The organism is Anaerotignum faecicola (assembly GCA_024460105.1).
Classification (GTDB): domain Bacteria; phylum Bacillota; class Clostridia; order Lachnospirales; family Anaerotignaceae; genus JANFXS01.
On sequence record JANFXS010000007.1, the window covers coordinates 35,423 to 54,442 of the forward strand.

Consider the following 19,020-nt stretch of genomic DNA (forward strand, 5'->3'; position numbering starts at 1 on the left):
GATTGTCTGTGGATTTTAAAAATAAAAAAATTATTGTCTGCGGTATGGCTAAAAGCGGGATTTCCGCCGCATTCCTTTTAAAGGATTTAGGGGCCGACGTTACTTTGCAGGATTTAAAAGAAAAAGAAAGACTCGGAGATATATCGTATATTGAAAATAAAGGGATTAAAATATATTCAGGCAAGAATCCCGACGAAATAATCGGCGGCATGGATTTGGCCGTTGTAAGCCCCGGAATTCCGACAAGCCTTCCTTTTTTTGAAATTGCAAAAAAAGCCGGCGTGAAAGTTATCAGTGAAGTTGAACTTTCATATATGGTTACGCCATGCCCTGTTATTGCTATAACCGGAACTAACGGAAAAACGACGACTACAGCGCTTACAGGTGAAATAATAAAGGAAAAATATCCGTCGTGCGCTGTTGTAGGCAATATTGGGGTGCCCTATTCCGGTGAAGTTTTAAGGCTTAACAAAGATGATTATGTTGTTGCTGAAATAAGCAGTTTCCAGCTGGAAACATCTTATAGCTTTCATCCTCATATCAGCGCTGTGCTTAATATAACGCCGGATCATCTTGACAGGCATAAAACTGTTGAAAATTATACGCGTATTAAAGAAAAGATATTTTCCAATCAGGACGAAAATGATTTTACCGTATTAAACTACGATGATCCGGCCACAAGGAATATGGCTTTAAGAACAAAGGCGAAAGTATTTTTTTTCAGTTCGGGTCATAAAATTAATGAAGGAATATATATCGACAATGGAAATATAATGTTAAAACGGCACGGAAAGGATCGCTTTATTTTAAATGTAAAAGAGCTTAAAATACTTGGGACGCATAATTACGAAAATGTAATGGCGTCTGTGGCTATTGCGCTTTGCGCCGGTATTGATATTGACAGTATAATTGAAGTTGTAAAAAAGTTCCCGGGCGTTGAACACAGGATTGAATTTGTCAGGTCTGTTGACGGCGTTGATTATTATAATGATTCTAAGGGAACCAACTGCGACGCTGCGGTAAGGGGAATTTTGGCTATGGTTAAGCCTTGCGTGCTTATAGGCGGCGGATATGATAAGGGAGCCGAATACGATGAATGGGTTGAAAAATTCAGCGGGCGCGTTAAACATTTAGTACTTGTCGGAGCAACAAAAGACAAGATTGCGGAATGCTGCCTTAAACATGGTTTTAATAATTTTACAAAGGCAGATACCTTTGAAGAGGCCGTAGTTCTTTCAAAAAATATTGCGGAAAGCGGAGAATGTGTCTTGCTTTCGCCTGCATGCGCAAGCTGGGGAATGTTTAGTAATTATGAAGAACGAGGAAACATGTTTAAAGAGATTGTCGGCAATTTTTAAATAGAACAGAGTCTTGGAGGTGAATGCTTTGGCGCAAAGGAGAAGGACACATAACAAAAGCAAAATACGCAGTCTTGACGCCGAAAGGGCAAGACGCCTGCGCGAAAGGGCAAAGTCAACGCCTACAAGGGCTTCAAAAGCTAAGAGAAAGGCCGGAAAGTTCGATTTTACATTATTTCTTGTCGTGCTGCTCCTTATGCTTTTTGGAATTGTTATGGTTTTCAGTTCCAGCTATTATTATGCTTTAACAAATTCAAATTTTAATAACGATATGTACTATTTTGTTAAAAGGCAGATAATGTGGTCGGGACTTGGAATATGCGCCATGATATTTTTAATGAATTTTCCGTACAGGATTATTAAGAATTTTACTTTCATTGCATACATATTTGCCATTGCGTGCCTTATACTTGTACTTATAGTAGGTATAGAGGGCAACGGATCCAAAAGATGGCTTGGAATTCCCAACACAAGCATAGGGTTCCAGCCGTCTGAAGTTGCAAAAATAGTCGTTATACTGTATTTATCAAATTATATATCCTCACATAAGGGGATACTTGGAACCGTAAAGGGATTTATAAAGTGCTGCGTAATACTTTTTGTTCCGGTTGTGCTTATAGCGGTGGAAAACCTAAGTACGGCTATTGTTGTAACCGGAATCGGGGTATGTATACTTTTTGTGGCAAGCCCTAAGGTATGGTATTTCTTTGCGGCTGCGGTTCCTGTAGGCATACTTGGCGTTGCGGCGGTAACCATGCCTAAATTTGCATATCGGTTTGACCGTATTAAATATTGGCTCGATCCTTTTTCGGATCCTACTGATAAAGGGTTCCAGATAATTCAGTCTTTATATGCGGTTGCAAGCGGAGGGTTTTTCGGATTGGGTATTGGACAGAGCAGGCAGAAAACGTATGTTCCGGAGCCATATAACGACATTATATTTGCTATAATCTGCGAGGAGCTTGGAATGTTTGGGGCGGCTGTTGTAATTCTCCTGTTTGCAATACTAGTGTGCAGAGGCATAAAAATTGCAATGAATGCAGAAGATACTTTCGGTTCGCTTTGCGCAACAGGAATTACGGCGCTTATCGGGATACAGGCGATAATAAATATTGCCGTTGCAACGAATACAATGCCTAATACAGGCATGGCGCTTCCTTTTATAAGCTATGGAGGTTCCGGTATGGTATTTACTTTGTCATCTATGGGAATACTTCTTAACATATCAAGATATCAGCGCGGAAGAGAATAAAACACTTGACAAAATAAATAAGGTTTAATAAAATTATTGAATGTATAATACTTAAAATGCTAAAGATAATGAACAAGAGGAGTAGGCTGCAACTGCTTTAAGAGAGGGAAACCATAAGCTGAAAGGTTTCCTATGAAAAGTACAGCCAAAGGTAGCTTGGGAATTGATATGCTGAACATTTTTAATAGGCATATACGTGTTGTTGCGTTAAAGACTTCTAAGAGCCTGCTTACATTAAGCGGGAATTAAGGTGGTATCGCGAGCTTTCGTCCTTTTTCGGCGGAAGCTTTTTTATTTTTTTGGCATATAATTTTTAGTTGACTGGAGGAACACGAATGATTAAAGAACTTGAAAAAGTTTATGACCCTTCTGTTGTGGAAGAACGCCTTTACAGCACATGGCTTGACAGAAAATATTTCCATACAGAGGTTGATAAAACGAAAAAACCATATACAATAGTTATGCCGCCGCCGAATATTACCGGACAGCTTCATATGGGGCATGCCCTTGATAATACCATACAGGATATACTTATACGCTGGAAAAGGATGAGCGGGTATAATGCGCTTTGGGTGCCGGGCATTGACCATGCAAGTATTTCAACCGAGCTTAAAGTCGTACAGAAAATGGCGGAAGACGGGCTGAAAAAAGAGGACGTCGGACGCGAGGGGTTTTTAAAGCGCGCTTGGGAATGGAAAGAGGAATACGGCGGAATTATATTAAAGCAGCTCAGGAAAATGGGAAGCAGCTGCGATTGGGACAGAGTAAGATTTACAATGGACGAAGGATGTTCCGACGCCGTGCTTGAGGTGTTCACAAGGCTTTACGATGAAGGGCTTATTTACAGAGGAGAAAAGCTTGTAAACTGGTGCCCTAAATGTATGACGACAATTTCCGATGCAGAGGTAAACCATGTTGATAAACAAGGCGGATTTTGGCATATTAAATATCCTGTTAAAGACAGCGGAGAGTTTTTGCAGCTTGCAACAACAAGGCCTGAAACAATGCTTGGAGATACTGCGGTAGCAGTACACCCGGAAGATGAAAGATACCAGAAATTTATAGGAAAAACATGTGTGCTTCCTCTTGTCGGCCGTGAAATACCTATTATTGCGGATAAATATGTTGAAAAAGATTTCGGCACAGGAGTTGTTAAGATTACTCCTGCGCATGATCCAAACGACTTTGAAGTGGGCATCCGCCACAACCTTGAACGCATTAACGTAATGAACGACGACGGCACAATGAATGAGAATGCCGGAAAGTATAAAGGCCTTGACCGCTATGAAGCCCGTAAGTTAATAGTTAAAGAATTGGAAGAAGAGGGTCTTCTTGTTAAGGTTGAGGACATAAACCATGCGGTAGGCGTGCATGAACGCTGCAATACTGTTGTCGAGCCGCTTATAAAGCTTCAATGGTTTGTTAAAATGGAAGAACTTGCAAAACCGGCAATCGACGTTTATAAAAACGGCGAGCTGAATATAATTCCGGACAGGTTCGGAAAAATATATCTTCACTGGCTTGAAAATATAAAAGACTGGTGCATATCAAGACAGCTTTGGTGGGGGCACCGTATACCGGCGTATTACTGCCAAAAATGCGGCCATATAGAAGTAAGCAAAACAGCGCCGCAAAAGTGCGGTAAATGCGGGGAAAGTGAATTTAAACAGGATGAGGATACATTGGACACGTGGTTTTCATCTGCTTTATGGCCGTTTTCAACCCTTGGCTGGCCTGAAAACACAGAGGAGCTTAAACATTTTTATCCCACAAGCGTTCTGGTGACGGCTTATGATATTATTTTCTTCTGGGTTATCAGAATGGTGTTTTCAGGGCTTAAACAAATGGATGAGATACCGTTTAAGGATGTGTTTATACACGGGCTTATACGTGACGATCAGGGGAGAAAATTCAGCAAATCGCTCGGAAACGGCATTGATCCGCTTGAAGTTATTGAAAAATACGGCGCCGACGCCCTCAGGCTTACTTTAATTACAGGGAATGCCCCCGGCAACGACATGCGTTTTTATTGGGAGAGGCTTGACGCAAGCCGAAACTTTGCAAATAAGCTTTGGAACGCCTCGAGGTTTGTCCTTATGAATCTTGAAGATAATAAAAACGACGAACTGCTTTTCCTCACGCCGGCTGACAAGTGGATTATCAGCAAAGTTAACACGCTTGCAAAAGAAGTTACAGATAATATGTCCAATTATGAACTGGGGCTTGCCGTTGATAAAATACACAGTTTCCTTTGGGATGAATACTGCGATTGGTATATCGAAATGGTAAAGCCAAGGCTTTATAATAAAGAAGATAAAACCAGGAACGCGGCTTTATGGACGTTAAAGGAAGTGCTTATAAACGCCCTTAAACTTCTTCACCCATACATGCCTTTTATAACAGAGGAAATATTTATGCATGTACAAAGCGATGAAGAAAGTATAATGATAAGCAAATGGCCGGAGTTTAGGGAAGAGTGGAATTTCAAAGAGAGCGAAGCGGAAATTGATCTAATAAAAGAAGCTGTAAGAAGCATTAGAAATATACGCGCCGAAATGAATGTTGTGCCGGCAAAAAAAGCAAAAGTATTTGTTGTAAGCAATGACGAATATGTGAGAGATGTGTTTAAGAGATCGGAAGTTTTTCTCAGAAATTTGGCTTATGCCAGCGAGCTTTATGTGCAGGATAATAAAAACGGAATTGATGACGACGCCGTAAGCTGCGTAATTCAAAATGCCGTCATATATATGCCTTTTGCAGAACTTGTCGATATTTCAAAGGAAATAGAGCGGCTCACAAAAGAAAAGGAAAAAATGCTTAAGGAAATAGACAGGGTTGACAAAAAACTTTCAAACCAAGGATTTGTTTCAAAGGCGCCGCAGTCTGTTATTGACGAAGAAAAAGCAAAAGGCGAGAAATATAAATCAATGCTTTTGCAAATTGAAGACAGGCTGTCACAGATGTCAAAATAAAAGAACTCTCGTTTTTCGATTTTTATGTTAATAATTATGATGGAAATAAAAGAAAAATTGTTGACATATATATTTGAACATGTTATTATATAACAAGTGCGTTTGAAAGCACGGTTTCAGCCGCACGGAGAGGTTTTAAACAGGAAGAAAGGCTTCCTGTGCCGTATCCGGCGAGTATAGTGCGAGGAGGTGTACATGTGTACGCGATAATTGAAACAGGTGGAAAACAGTATAAAGTTTCTGAAGGTGATGTAATCACCGTTGAAAAATTAGGTGTTGAAGCAGGCAGCGAGTTTGTTTTTGATAAGGTTTTGGCTTTGTCAAATGAAACAGGTTTATCTGTTGGCGCTCCTTATGTTGAAAACGCTAAAGTTTCTGCTTCTGTAATCGGCGACGGGAAAGCTAAGAAGGTTATTATTTATAAATATAAGCCTAAAAAAGGTTTCCATAAAAAAAGGGGCCACAGGCAGCCGTTTACTAAATTAAAAATTAACACAATTACACTTTAATTTTTAATATGATAAAAGCGGATATTTACAGAAATAAAGATTTTGTAATTTATGGATTCCGTTTAAGCGGCCATGCGGGCTTTGCCGACAGCGGCGACGATATTATTTGTTCGGCGGTAAGTATACTTGTTATCAATACAATCAATGCTATTGAAAGATTTACCAATGAAAAGTATAATTTTGAAGCAGATGAGGAAAACGGCGGATATATAAATTACAGCCTTCCTTTAATAAAAGGCGGCAAAAAAAATCATGACGTAGAGCTTTTGCTTGAAACAATGCTTTACGGCCTTAGCAATATTGAAAATGAGTACGGTTGTTATATAAAAATTAACGACGAAGGAGGTAGAACGGTATGATGAAATTAAACCTTCAGTTTTTTGCTCATAAGAAGGGCGTTGGTTCAACAAAGAACGGACGTGATTCTAAAGCAAAAAGGCTCGGTGCAAAACGTGCTGACGGACAGTTCGTTTTGGCTGGGAACATTCTCTATACTCAGAGGGGAACAAAAATTCATCCGGGCACTAATGTTGGTATCGGCGGCAATGACAGCCTTTTCGCTTTAGTTGACGGTACAGTTAGATACGAAAGAAAAGGCAGGGATAAAAAACAGGTTTCTGTTTACCCTGTAGTTGAAGCAGCAGAATAATTGGTTTATGAGGGTTTCAGATGACGTCATTTGAAACCCTTTTATTATATTAATATGATATTAATTATTAAATAAGGCAATAATTTCAGATTATAAGCATGAATATAGTTTTGCGTGCGGCTTACGGCACAATAACATGTTTTAATACATTAAGAATATGAAAGTATTTATGCATATTAAGATCTGGAAATTGAAATTTTGCTTTGTGAGTATTTTGTTATGCAGTAAGATAAAGATTGCAATAGTTCAAGAAATCGTAATTTATTGTAATTCCATATAAAGAGGTGAAAAAATGTTTGTCGACAGAGTTAAAATACACATAAAGGGCGGCAACGGCGGCGATGGGGCCGTTTCTTTTTATAGGGCAAAATATATAACCCATGGCGGCCCTGACGGAGGCGACGGCGGAAAGGGCGGGGATATTATATTTGAAGGAAGTTCAAGCATGAACACCCTAATGGATTTCCGCTATAAAAGAAGCTTTAAAGCGCAGCCTGGAGAGCCGGGCAGCAAAAGGAACAGGTTTGGCAAAGACGGCGAAAGCGTTGTAATCAAAGTTCCGGTGGGCACTGTAGTTAAAGAGGCTTCAAGCAACAAGATTATGGCCGACATAACAAGGCCGAACGAAAGAAAAACGGTTATAAAAGGCGGAAAAGGCGGAAAAGGCAACCAGCACTTTGCAACGCCGACAAGGCAGGCTCCAAGATATGCCGAAAGAGGGCAGACGTCTAAAGAATATGACGTTATACTTGAGCTTAAACTTATCGCAGATGTTGGAATAATTGGTTTCCCAAATGTTGGGAAAAGCACGCTTTTGTCAATGGTTACTAACGCCAATCCCAAAATAGCGAATTACCATTTTACAACGCTTGCGCCTAATTTGGGTGTTGTGCAGGGCAAAAACGGCGAAGATTTTGTACTTGCCGATATACCCGGACTTGTTGAAGGAGCAAGCGAAGGAGTTGGGTTGGGTCATGAATTTTTAAGGCATGTGGAAAGAACGAAGGTTTTTATACATGTTGTTGATGCGGCGGCGCTTGAGGGAAACGATCCTGTTGAAGAAATAGAAAAGATTAACGCCGAACTTTTTAATTATAACAGTGAATTGAGTAAACGCCCTCAAATAATAGCCGCAAACAAGATTGATATACCTGAAGCACAGGAGAATGTTGAAAGACTGAAGGCTGTTTATGAACCAAAAGGATATAAAGTTTTTCCTATTTCAGCTGCGGCAAATAAAGGACTTGACGATTTATTGGCAGCTGTTGCTTTAAAACTTAAAGAATATCCTGAAAATATTGTGTTTGAAGAGGATTTCGAAGAGTTCATTGAACCGGATATCGATAAAGAGCCTTTTGAAATAGAGATATATGACGGAAATTATTATGTTGTAACAGGCGTAGGCGTTGAAAAGATGATCGGATATACTAATATTGATACCGAAAAGGGATTTGCTTTCTTCCAGAAATATTTGAGGGAAAAAGGTATAATAGATGCATTGGAAGAAAAAGGGATAAAAGAAGGAGACACAGTTAAAATTTACGATTTGGAATTTGAATATTTTAAATAATTTTTTATTTTATTTAAACATATATATAAGGGTTGTTTTATAACAACCCTTAATATTTTGAATTTTTTTCCGATATTATATTATGTCGATTAAATATTTCAGGTAATTTTGCATTTATTCGCCATTGTTCAATATTTTATTGCAAAAACGAATGTTTTTATTTGTACATGATTGTATTATTAAATTTAATGTAGTATAATATATTTCATTGAAAATAAGTATCATGGCAGGCATATTGAATTTATTTAAACATGCTCGGAAGATTTATTTTTGATTTTAAGAAATGGACTTGCATTTTAAATGATAACTTTTATTGACCATATTAGCTGCAGCATGCTTTATTTTGTGTTATATATGCTGTTTTAAATATAACCGATTTATGTGTGCATTTAAATTTTTGGAATATAAGCATAATTTTATCAGGCAGTTTTTTTGGTATTTAATTGAATTTTTATAAGTTGAATTAAATATTTGGTTGCATAAGCAGGTACATATTAAAACACTGAGATTTGTTAGGAGGAGTACATGGTATGAAAAAATTTTCAAAAGGGTTGTCCATAAAGAAAAAAATGATCGCCGGATTTGCAGCTGTAATTGTGGTTTCAGGATTGGGATCTATAGTAGGGCTGAGGCAGCTTATAAAAGCTAAGGAACAGGCCAACTGGGTTTATGAATATTACGGCGAAGGGCAAAAATTCGTGGTTAATTTTTTAGCCGAATTTAACAATAATCAAAAATTGATATCTTTAGGCGTATATATGACGGATCAGGCCTCAAGTCAGGATATGATGAACAGAGTTGTTGAAAGTTCAAATATTTTGGAAACAGATATTGCTGAAATGGAGAATGTTTTGTTGGATGAATCTAACAAGAAAAACTTAGAAGAGGTGAAAGGATACTTAAATGAATATTTTTCATATAGGAAACAAGTTGAAAACTATGTAAAAAGCAATGATATGCGTGCTGCTCAAAAAATAGTTGAGCATGAACTTGTGCCGTTATGTGACAATATAACAAATGTTATAGATAAAATTATTGAAAATAAAACGGAAAACGGACGTACACAAATGGATGCCCTTGATTCCATGATTTTTAAAGCGGAAGTTATGGTAATTGGAAGCCTTATAGTCGGTGTTCTTGTTTCAGTTATAATGGCTTTAAAGATTACCGGAGGCATCAGCAGAGGAGCAAAGAACCTTCTCGAAGGCATGGAGTCATTATTTGAAGGAAAGCTTGATAATCATATTGAGGTTGTTTCAAACGATGAACTCGGAGAAGTATCGGCGAGGTTCAATGCAAGCTGTGAAAGGCTTAATGAATATGTAACGTTAGTTAACGCCGCTATGGAAAAAGTTGCGGAAGGCGATCTTACGGTTAAATCTTCAACAGATTTTAAAGGCGTTTTCCGTGTGATGCAGGATACAATACTTAAGACGATTGCAATGCAAAATGAAATGATGAGAACTATTGAATCTACAGCCGAACAGGTTGCAAGCGGCTCCCAGCAGGTATCAGACGGCGCACAGGCATTTGCACAGGGTGCAACTGAACAGGCAAGCGCCGTTGAAGAACTTTTGGCTACAATTACAGATGTTTCGGCCGATGTTAAAAAGACGGCCGAACATGCTGAAGAATCAAGCACTCGCTCATCAGAAGCCATGGATTTGGCGGGAAATGCCAATGACAAGATGAAAAGTATGGTTGACGCAATGGAACAAATCAGCCTTAAATCCACAGAGATCAGTAAGATCATTAAAACTATTGAAGATATAGCGTTCCAGACTAATATCCTTGCCCTTAATGCGGCTGTTGAAGCAGCAAGAGCCGGCAGCGCCGGAAAAGGTTTTGCAGTAGTTGCGGATGAAGTCAGAAATCTTGCTTCAAAAAGCGCCGAAGCGGCAAGCGATACAACAAGGCTTATTGAGGACTCAATTGCGGCCGTAAATAACGGACAGGCCATTGCGAAAGATGTTGCCGTTGCTATGCAGGAAACGACAGAAAAAGTTATTGTTTCGGTTGATTTAGTACATTTAATTGCGGAAGGGGCAAAAAGGCAGGCCGAGGCTATCGCTCAGCTCAGTGTTGGCGTAGATCAAATATCTTCCGTTGTACAGACAAACTCGGCGACAGCTGAGGAAAGTGCGGCGGCAAGCGAGGAATTGTCGGCACAGGCAAATGAACTGGAGCGTGTACTATCAAAGTTTACGCTTGATGACGGAAGCGGAAGTATGAATTTGTCGGCTAAAAAAGGCGATGTTTCAAAGAATACATACAGCTATCCATCGGCAGAAACTTCATACAACGGTGATGAATTGAATTATGCTCATTCATCGTCGTTTGATATGTCAAAATATTAATTTATATAACTATGCGGGCATTGCAAATTGAAATGCCCGCTTTTTGTTTTCAGATTTAAGAATTAAAAAATGTATACAAGCATAATTTAATTATATACCTGTATAAGCAATTTTTACATATTTTTTATAGTAACGTTTTTGTTTGATATATACAAATAATTTTAAGTAAATAATGTTAATTAAATAACAAAAACTGAAAGTTGTTCGGATTAAAAAACACTTAAAGCAATTTTAACGTGAATATAATGTAATATATATGAAATTTAAATGATAATAAAGAATTTATTTATACAATTTTAAGATTTTTGATTATTTAATTCTGTATAATTTTGCAGAAAAATATTTTGTTTTTAGTGGTACAATGTAAATTGTGTTTAAAAAAATACAAAATCAATATTGCATGATATGTTTAAAAGAGTTATAATCAACAATATCGATTTGGAAAATATCAAATTTTTTAATATTTTAATACTTTTATAACAAAATATTTGTTTTAGATTAGTTTTTAGGAGGCCGATTATGGTTTCGGATGACAAAAGGGTTAGGATTATAACAGGTCATTACGGCAGCGGTAAAACTGAGTTTGCAGTTAATTATGCAACTAAACTGGTCAGGCAGTCATGCCAAAAAGTAGCCTTAGCCGATATGGATATAGTTAATGTGTATTTTCGCTCAAGGGAAGTAAGGGACAAGCTTATTAAAGAAGGAATAAGGATGATTGATTCTTCCATAAGCGCTTCAGCCGATCTCCCCGCAATCCCGGCGGAGGCTTTTGCGCCGTTTGAGGATAAAAGCTACAATTACATTATAGATCTTGGCGGTAATGATGTTGGAACCATTGTATTGGGCAGATATAAAGAACTTATTGATCCATCGGAAACAGAGTTTTTTATGGTTGTTAATGTATTCAGGCCCGATACAAGCAATGTTGAAAAAATTCTTGAACAAAAAGAAAAATTAGAATACTCTTCCGGGCTTTCCGTCACTGGGTTCGTAAATAACTCTAACTTGGTTAGGGACACAAAAGCAGAAGATATTTTGTTGGGGGATGAAATACTTTCTGAAGCGGGCCGTATTGCCGGAATTCCGATTAAATATACCTCATATGTAGAGGAAGTAGTATTAGACATGACGCCTGAAATAAAGGAAAAACTTTCCGGCTGCGTGTTTCCCATGAAGTATTTTATGAGGGAAGTGTGGATGTAAAATTTTCAAGGAGGTGCTGTTAGAATGGCAAAGTTTACTGTAACTTTCAATGAAAAAGAATGTAAAGGCTGTGAATTATGCGTTGTTTCATGTCCTAAAAAAATTATTGCGCTTAACATGGAAATTACTAATGATGCTGGTTACAGCCCGGCAAGCATAAAAGACATGGATTCATGTATCGGATGTGCAAGCTGTGCTAGAATGTGTCCAGATTGTGTAATTACAATCGTTAAAAACGACTAGGAAGGAGGAGAAGGTAATGGCAAAAGTTATTATGAAAGGTAATGAGGCTTTTTCAAAAGCTGCTATTCTTGGTGGATGCAGATACTTCTTCGGATATCCTATAACACCACAGAATGAAGTTCCTGAATATTTATCAAGAGAATTATTTGAGGTGGGCGGTACGTTTATACAGGCCGAAAGCGAAGTTGCCGCAATAAACATGGTATACGGTGCGGGAGCTGCCGGCGCGCGCGTTATGACAAGTTCATCATCGCCGGGAATCGCCCTTAAACAGGAGGGTATCGGATACTGCGTAATGGGTGAAATTCCTTGCGTTATTGTGTCTGTAATGCGCGGCGGCCCTGGACTTGGCACAATACAGCCTTCACAGAGTGATTACAATCAGGCTACGCGCGGAGGCGGAAATGGTGATTATCATTTGCCTGTTCTTGCTCCGGGTTCGATTCAGGAAGCTGTAGACGATATAAAAGAAGCGTTTGAAATAGCAGAATTTTATAGAACGCCTGTTATGGTAGTTGCCGACGGCCTTATCGGGCAGATGATGGAACCGGTAGATTTTGACGTACCTGTTAAAACAAGGAAACAGGCGGACAAATCTACATGGGCATTAGGCATGAGCCCTAAAGGAAAAACAAACACTATCGTAAACCTTGAGATTGACGCGCATACATGCGAGGAAAGAAACTTGAGATTCTTCAGAGATAAATATGCTGTTATTGAAAAAGAAGAAGTTAAATACAATGAATTTATGATGGAAGACGCTGAATATGCATTTGTCGCATACGGCACAACAAGCAGGATTGTAAAAAATTCAGTTAAAGAATTGAGGGAAAAAGGTTACAAGATTGGCTTAATCCAGCCGCGTACGTTATGGCCTTTCCCACAGGTTCCGTTCCAGAATAAAAATATCAAAAAATTCATCGTTTGCGAAATGAGCATGGGCCAGATGGTTCCTGATGTTCAGCTTGCGGTTGGCGATAAGGATAAGGTTACTTTCTACGGCAGGTGCGGCGGCGTTATCCCAACACCTGAAGAATGTGCAGCATATGCGGAAAAGGTTATGGGAGGTGACAAATAATGTCAACAACATTATTCGAAAGACCTGAGGGTTTAACAGACGTTAGGATGCACTATTGCCCAGGCTGCGGACACGGTATTGTTCACAGGATTATAGCTGAATGTATTTCAGAAATGGGCGAAACTGACAATACGATTATTTGCGCTCCTGTTGGATGTGCAGTTTTTATTCCGAGATATTTTACATATGATTCAATCCACTGTGCACACGGAAGAGCTCCAGCTACTGCAACCGGTATAAAAAGAGTTCATCCTGACAAAATGGTAATTACATATCAGGGAGACGGCGACCTTGCTTCTATTGGAATGGCTGAAATAGTGCATGCGGCGGCAAGGGGTGAAAAGATTACTACTATCTTTATTAATAACGGTATTTACGGTATGACAGGAGGCCAGATGGCTCCTACAACTCTTCCTGGTATGAGAGCTACGACATCTCAAAGCGGAAGGGACGTTGGAAGAAATGGAAATCCAATTCGTATTTGCGAGCTTTTAAGCACATTAGACGGACCTGCATATATTGAAAGGGTTGCAGTTGATAAACCGGGCAATGTTATGAAAACTAAAAAGGCAATTAAAAAAGCCCTTGAATATCAGAAAGCCGGAAAAGGATTTACAATGATTGAGGTAGTATCAACATGCCCGACTAACTGGGGCATGAGCGCAACAAAAGCGATGGAATTTGTTACTGAAAAAATGATTCCATACTATCCTCTCGGTGTATTTAAAGATATAGAGGAGGGGAAATAATTATGGGAAAAACACATAAAATCAGTTGTGCAGGTTTCGGCGGACAGGGCGTTATGTCCATGGGCCAGCTTTTAACATATGCGGGTATGATTGATGGGAAAGAAGTTTCATGGGTTCCGGCTTATGGCCCGGAAATGCGCGGAGGTACGGCAAACTGTTCTGTTATTGTTTCGGATGAACCTGTCGGATCGCCTATTTTTGAAGAAGGCGTTACTACCGCTGTTGTTATGAACCTTCCTTCATTCCATAAGTTTGTTCCGAAGGTCGCTCCCGGTGGATCTATATTTGTTAATTCAAGTATTATCACAGAAAAGGTTGACAGAACTGATGTTAATGTTTATTATATCCCTGCTAATGATATTGCAAATGAACTTGGAAATGCAAAATTAATTAATATCATTATGCTTGGAGCCGTGATTGAAATTGATAAAATCGTAGAGCCGGAATCAATACTTAAAGCATTCCTTAAAGTTTTCGGCGACAACAAAGCAAAGCTGATTCCTATTAACAGGGAAGCTTTGGCGAAAGGCGCTGAAATAGCTAAATCGCTTGTAAAATAAACACACTTCCTATTAATGCGGGTTTATTCCTGCAGCAAGGGCAGAAAGTAATTTTCTGCTCTTGTTTTAGTTGAAAAGTATGTTTATGAAAGAATGGGGGAATAAACGAAATGGCGTTTTCGGATATTTTACATTTAAGTATTTTTGCCGCTTTTATCGGAGTTATATGCGCATTTTTATGTGGTCTTATACAGTTTGTCAAGAGGAAATACGTAGATTATGGTTTTTGCATATACGTTTTTTTGTGCAGCGCATATGTTTTAATGGCTTTTATTATACTTTTTAAACCTTATAATTATAAAGGAGATATGGATTTAACATTGATAAATTTTATAAATTTAGAAGCGTTTAAAACTATATCAATTTATATTCAAGATCAAAATTATATACCTATTATTGGAAGTATAATTATTACTTTGCCGTTGTTTCCATTGTCATATGTATTATTAAATAGGTTTGTATCTATGAAAAAATGCTTTTTAATTTTGCTTATTTTAATATTAATAATCGAACCTTTGCAGTTGACAATTGATATAATAACAATGTATCCTAATAAAGTAGTTGACATAGATGATTTTATATTAAATTTGTCAGGATATTTAATCGGCTTTATTTTAACGGCTCTTATTTACAAATCATGTCTAATAAAACTCAGAAATAGCACAGGTGTGACAAATTTATAATGGTATAAATATATCTCAGAACATTCTGCGGTATGTATATAAAATGTATTAACGAAATTTTTAACAAGTAAATTTTTATGGCTTATAAACAGTATGAAATATATTTATATAACGCAATTTGATATATAAAAAATGGCCTCAGTTTTGAGAGCCATTTTTTATCATCTCATAATTTTTTTAATGCAGTCAAAAGTTATGTCGCTGATTACATGCTCAATACGGCAGGCGTCATCAGAAGCTGTAGTTTCGTCGACTCCTATCGACATAAGATAATCTTTAAGGATACAATGCCTTTCATATATTTTTTCTGCAACTTCGCGGCCGGATTCTGTTAGAAGAAGCTGGTTAATTGAACCGATTTCTACATATCCTGCTTCTTTTAATACTGAAACGGCACGGCTGACGCTGGGTTTTGAAAAACCTAGTTCATTGGCAACGTCGACTGAACGGGCAATTCCATTACGCTGTTCTAATATTAATATGGTTTCGAGATAGTTTTCCCCGGATTCCTGAAGTTTCAATAGATTCACCAACCCTATCATATTTCTATATTTTATCAACTATATATTACCATATAGTTGCAATTTGTTCAAACAAATATTTAAAAATATACGGTTTAATTTATAAAACTTGCTATAACTATATTTTGCTGTAATGGTAAAAGTTTGCATATAAATATAATTTTAAAAGTAATTTTTGTATTTTAAAAATAAAATTGCATTTATACATATCATCTGAAAATTGAAAATATATATTAGTATAAGTTAACTTTTTTTGCCCAAAGGTATTGACAATAGATGTTAGCTGATGTAAACTGTTTAAAGGTTATTGATAGGTAATAAGTGTTAAATAATAGTTATTAAAATTACTGCTATACATATTTTGTTGCTTAATGACAAAAAGGAGGTTATTGATGATGCCTTTAACAATGCTATCCTCTGGACAGAGCGAAACTATTAAACGAATTACGGGAAAAGATGAAACAAAGAAATTTTTGGAAAGCCTTGGCTTTGTCGTCGGAGGGAACATATCTGTTATTTCAGAATCCGGCGGAAATTTAATTGTTAATGTTAAAGATACCCGTGTAGCTATCAGTAAAGTTATGGCCAATAGAGTAATGGTCTGAATAAAGAAAGGACGCGATGAGTTGAAAACACTTAAAGACACAAAGCCCGGAGAAATTGTAAAGGTTATTAAGATAGACGGCGCAGGAGCCGTTAAACGCCGTATTATGGATATGGGAATAACTAAAGGCGTTGAAATTTTTGTAAGGAAGGTTGCCCCTCTCGGCGATCCTATAGAAATACAGGTGAGGGGATACGAACTGTCACTAAGAAAAGCCGATTCTGAAATGATAGCTGTAGAATAATAGCGTATAGATATTTTATTAAGAATTTCTAAGGGGGACATAAAAATGGGAATAAAAATAGCGTTGGCTGGAAACCCAAATTGCGGAAAAACAACATTGTTTAACGCGCTTACAGGTTCAAACCAGTTTGTCGGAAACTGGCCTGGCGTTACGGTTGAAAAAAAAGAAGGAAGGCTTAAAGGCCATAAAGATGTTGTGATAATGGACTTGCCTGGTATATATTCCCTTTCGCCATATACTCTTGAAGAGGTTGTTGCAAGGAACTATCTTATTAATGAAAGGCCGGATGCTATATTAAATATAGTTGACGGCACAAACCTGGAACGTAATCTTTATTTAACTACGCAGCTTTGCGAACTCGGTATTCCGGTTGTAATGGCAATCAACATGATGGACGTCGTACAAAAGAACGGCGATATCATAAATATAAAACAATTATCTAAAAATCTTGGATGCGATGTAGTGGAAATATCCGCTCTTAAAGGAACAGGAATTAAGGAAGCGGCCGAAAAAGCTGTTAATGCCGCTAAAACAAAAGATATAAGAGGCGCGGTACATACGTTTGCAAATCAAGTGGAAATTGCTTTGAACAGTATAAGTTCAATGTTAGATGATTCAATAAGCGAAGAACAAAAAAGGTTCTATGCTATTAAGCTTTTTGAACGTGATGAAAAGATTTCGGAAATGTTAAAGACTGTTCCTAATGTTGAATCTGTTATTGCCGAAACTGAAGAAGCAATGGATGATGATTCTGAAAGTATCATCACAAATGAGAGATATGTATATATTTCGTCGATTATAAACGGATGCCTAAAAAAGAAAAATAACGGAGGCCTTACTTTATCTGATAAAATTGATAGGGTTGTTACAAACAGATTTTTAGCTCTTCCGATATTTGCCGCTGTAATGTTTATTGTTTATTATGTTTCGGTTACAACTGTCGGCGGGATAGCGACGGATTGGGCAAATGACGGCGTTTTCGGCGAAGGTTGGAATTTGTTCGGAAGCAGTATTTTTGTTCCCGGCGTTCCTGTTATTGTCGGAAATATTCTGGAATCAATAAATTGTGCGCCTTGGTTAAGTTCTCTTATACTTGATGGCATTATAGCGGGAGTAGGGGCTGTTTTAGGGTTCGTTCCGCAGATGCTGATACTTTTTATTTTCCTTGCTTTCCTTGAAGCATGCGGATACATGGCAAGGATAGCGTTTATTATGGATAGGATATTCAGAAAATTCGGACTTTCGGGAAAAACTTTTATTCCGATGCTTATTGGCACCGGATGCGGGGTTCCGGGAGTTATGGCTTCAAGAACAATCGAAAACGACAGGGATAGGAAAATGACAATAATGACGACAACATTTATCCCTTGCGGAGCAAAACTTCCGATTATCGCTCTTATAGCGGGAGCTCTTTTTGATAATGCGGCATGGGTTGCGCCTAGCGCTTATTTTGTTGGTATTGCGGCAATAATTTGTTCTGGAATTATATTAAAGAAAACAAAAATGTTTGAAGGCGAGGCGGCTCCGTTTGTTATGGAACTTCCGGCTTATCATATGCCTACTGTGATGAACGTACTTAGAAGCATGTGGGAAAGAGGTTGGTCGTTTATTAAAAAGGCCGGTTCGATTATCCTCCTTTCAACGATATTTATTTGGTTTACATCGAACTTTGGTATCGTCGATGGTAAATTTACAATGGTAGAAGATTTAAGCCAAGGTTTCCTTGCAAATATCGGAAGCGCTGTAAGCTGGGTATTTGCGCCTTTAGGATGGGGCGATTGGAAATCGGCGGTTGCGGCTATTACGGGTCTTGTTGCAAAAGAGAATGTTGTAGGTACTTTTGGTATACTTTACGGTTTTACTGAAGTTGCTGAAGACGGAAGCGAAATTTGGGGGACTCTTGCGGGCAGCATGACAACATGGGCGGCATATTCATTCCTCGTATTCAATCTGCTTTGCGCTCCTTGTTTCGCCGCTATGGGTGCAATCAAACGTGAAATGAATAATATAAAATGGTTCTGGTTTGCTATAGGTTATCAAACGATACTTGCATATGGCGCGTCGCTTTGTATTTATCAAATCGGTACCTTTATATCAGGAGGCGGTTTCGGAATAGGAACTGCAGCCGCAATAATCGTAATAGCTTTCTTTATTTATATGCTTGTAAGGCCTCAAAAAGGAAATGGGAGTTTAACTAAAAAAATTCCTGTTAAGGCATAAGGAGGTAATTTTATGGGAACTTATATAGTTGGAGGAATAGTTTTAATAATAATTATTTTGGCTGTTAGGCAAGTTAGAAAAACTAAGAAAAATGGCGGATGCGGCTGTGGATGTGACAATTGTGCGTCACATTGCCTAGATCACAAACAATAACAGAAAAAACTGTCGGGAGATTTATACTGCTTTCCCGGCAGTTTTTTATTTAACGGCATGTTGAATTTGGTATATATTTTCCGGATTTGTTT

19 protein-coding genes and 1 other annotated feature are annotated in these 19,020 nt (G+C 38.0%); of the genes, 18 read left to right on the forward strand and 1 reads right to left on the reverse strand.

Annotated elements, in window-relative coordinates; translation table 11 throughout:
* Window positions 1-8: 8 nt before the first annotated feature.
* The 14 genes from murD (at window position 9) to NE664_11335 (ending at window position 15,186) form a co-directional block, all read left to right on the forward strand.
* Entirely contained in the window at window positions 9-1,358 is a 1,350-nt protein-coding gene (gene murD / locus NE664_11270; protein MCQ4727222.1) for a UDP-N-acetylmuramoyl-L-alanine--D-glutamate ligase, read from the forward strand.
* Between the two features lie 28 nt (window positions 1,359-1,386).
* Window positions 1,387-2,610, forward strand: a complete 1,224-nt coding sequence (ftsW, locus tag NE664_11275) for a putative lipid II flippase FtsW (GenBank protein MCQ4727223.1) — start codon at window positions 1,387-1,389, stop codon at window positions 2,608-2,610.
* Between the two features lie 59 nt (window positions 2,611-2,669).
* Window positions 2,670-2,887, forward strand: a binding site (T-box leader).
* A 58-nt stretch (window positions 2,888-2,945) separates the two neighbouring features.
* A complete protein-coding gene (locus NE664_11280; protein MCQ4727224.1) occupies window positions 2,946-5,582 on the forward strand; it encodes a valine--tRNA ligase in 2,637 nt (878 codons plus the stop codon).
* Window positions 5,583-5,779: 197 nt separating this feature from the next.
* Complete coding sequence (rplU, locus tag NE664_11285) at window positions 5,780-6,091, forward strand: 50S ribosomal protein L21 (GenBank protein ID MCQ4727225.1); 312 nt, start codon at window positions 5,780-5,782, stop codon at window positions 6,089-6,091.
* Between the two features lie 8 nt (window positions 6,092-6,099).
* A complete protein-coding gene (locus NE664_11290; protein MCQ4727226.1) occupies window positions 6,100-6,450 on the forward strand; it encodes a ribosomal-processing cysteine protease Prp in 351 nt (116 codons plus the stop codon).
* Window positions 6,447-6,740, forward strand: coding sequence for a 50S ribosomal protein L27 (gene rpmA, locus NE664_11295; protein ID MCQ4727227.1), 294 nt, complete (start codon window positions 6,447-6,449; stop codon window positions 6,738-6,740). Before NE664_11290 ends, rpmA begins: the two co-directional genes overlap by 4 nt.
* A gap of 292 nt (window positions 6,741-7,032) precedes the next feature.
* Window positions 7,033-8,310, forward strand: a complete 1,278-nt coding sequence (obgE, locus tag NE664_11300; protein MCQ4727228.1) for a GTPase ObgE — start codon at window positions 7,033-7,035, stop codon at window positions 8,308-8,310.
* 530 nt (window positions 8,311-8,840) lie between these two features.
* Window positions 8,841-10,667: a methyl-accepting chemotaxis protein gene (locus NE664_11305; GenBank protein ID MCQ4727229.1), complete on the forward strand. Its 1,827-nt coding sequence runs from the start codon at window positions 8,841-8,843 to the stop codon at window positions 10,665-10,667.
* 519 nt (window positions 10,668-11,186) lie between these two features.
* Entirely contained in the window at window positions 11,187-11,873 is a 687-nt protein-coding gene (locus NE664_11310; GenBank protein MCQ4727230.1) for an ATP-binding protein, read from the forward strand.
* A 24-nt stretch (window positions 11,874-11,897) separates the two neighbouring features.
* Window positions 11,898-12,116 carry a 4Fe-4S binding protein gene (locus tag NE664_11315; protein ID MCQ4727231.1) on the forward strand — a complete coding sequence of 73 codons (219 nt, stop codon included), beginning with the start codon at window positions 11,898-11,900 and terminating at the stop codon, window positions 12,114-12,116.
* A gap of 16 nt (window positions 12,117-12,132) precedes the next feature.
* Entirely contained in the window at window positions 12,133-13,194 is a 1,062-nt protein-coding gene (gene vorB, locus NE664_11320) for a 3-methyl-2-oxobutanoate dehydrogenase subunit VorB (GenBank protein ID MCQ4727232.1), read from the forward strand.
* Window positions 13,194-13,943: a thiamine pyrophosphate-dependent enzyme gene (locus NE664_11325; protein ID MCQ4727233.1), complete on the forward strand. Its 750-nt coding sequence runs from the start codon at window positions 13,194-13,196 to the stop codon at window positions 13,941-13,943. The genes vorB and NE664_11325 overlap by 1 nt, the downstream gene beginning before the upstream one ends.
* Before the next feature lie 2 nt (window positions 13,944-13,945).
* The gene (locus tag NE664_11330; GenBank protein MCQ4727234.1) at window positions 13,946-14,503 is read left to right on the forward strand and encodes a 2-oxoacid:acceptor oxidoreductase family protein; all 558 of its coding nucleotides are present in this window, start codon (window positions 13,946-13,948) and stop codon (window positions 14,501-14,503) included.
* A 110-nt stretch (window positions 14,504-14,613) separates the two neighbouring features.
* Window positions 14,614-15,186, forward strand: coding sequence for a VanZ family protein (locus tag NE664_11335; protein MCQ4727235.1), 573 nt, complete (start codon window positions 14,614-14,616; stop codon window positions 15,184-15,186).
* A 161-nt stretch (window positions 15,187-15,347) separates the two neighbouring features.
* Here the strand turns inward: NE664_11335 and NE664_11340 are convergent, their stop codons facing one another.
* Complete coding sequence (locus NE664_11340; GenBank protein ID MCQ4727236.1) at window positions 15,348-15,707, reverse strand: metal-dependent transcriptional regulator; 360 nt, start codon at window positions 15,705-15,707, stop codon at window positions 15,348-15,350.
* A gap of 392 nt (window positions 15,708-16,099) precedes the next feature.
* On the opposite strand from NE664_11340, the gene NE664_11345 reads away from it, so the two are divergent.
* Genes NE664_11345 through NE664_11360 form a run of 4 tightly spaced genes read left to right on the forward strand, consistent with a single transcriptional unit; the run spans window position 16,100 to window position 18,928 of the window.
* Window positions 16,100-16,312 carry a ferrous iron transport protein A gene (locus NE664_11345; GenBank protein ID MCQ4727237.1) on the forward strand — a complete coding sequence of 71 codons (213 nt, stop codon included), beginning with the start codon at window positions 16,100-16,102 and terminating at the stop codon, window positions 16,310-16,312.
* A 21-nt stretch (window positions 16,313-16,333) separates the two neighbouring features.
* Window positions 16,334-16,555: a ferrous iron transport protein A gene (locus tag NE664_11350; GenBank protein MCQ4727238.1), complete on the forward strand. Its 222-nt coding sequence runs from the start codon at window positions 16,334-16,336 to the stop codon at window positions 16,553-16,555.
* 45 nt (window positions 16,556-16,600) lie between these two features.
* Window positions 16,601-18,775 carry a ferrous iron transport protein B gene (gene feoB / locus NE664_11355; protein MCQ4727239.1) on the forward strand — a complete coding sequence of 725 codons (2,175 nt, stop codon included), beginning with the start codon at window positions 16,601-16,603 and terminating at the stop codon, window positions 18,773-18,775.
* A gap of 12 nt (window positions 18,776-18,787) precedes the next feature.
* Window positions 18,788-18,928 carry a FeoB-associated Cys-rich membrane protein gene (locus NE664_11360; protein ID MCQ4727240.1) on the forward strand — a complete coding sequence of 47 codons (141 nt, stop codon included), beginning with the start codon at window positions 18,788-18,790 and terminating at the stop codon, window positions 18,926-18,928.
* Window positions 18,929-19,020 lie beyond the last annotated feature (92 nt).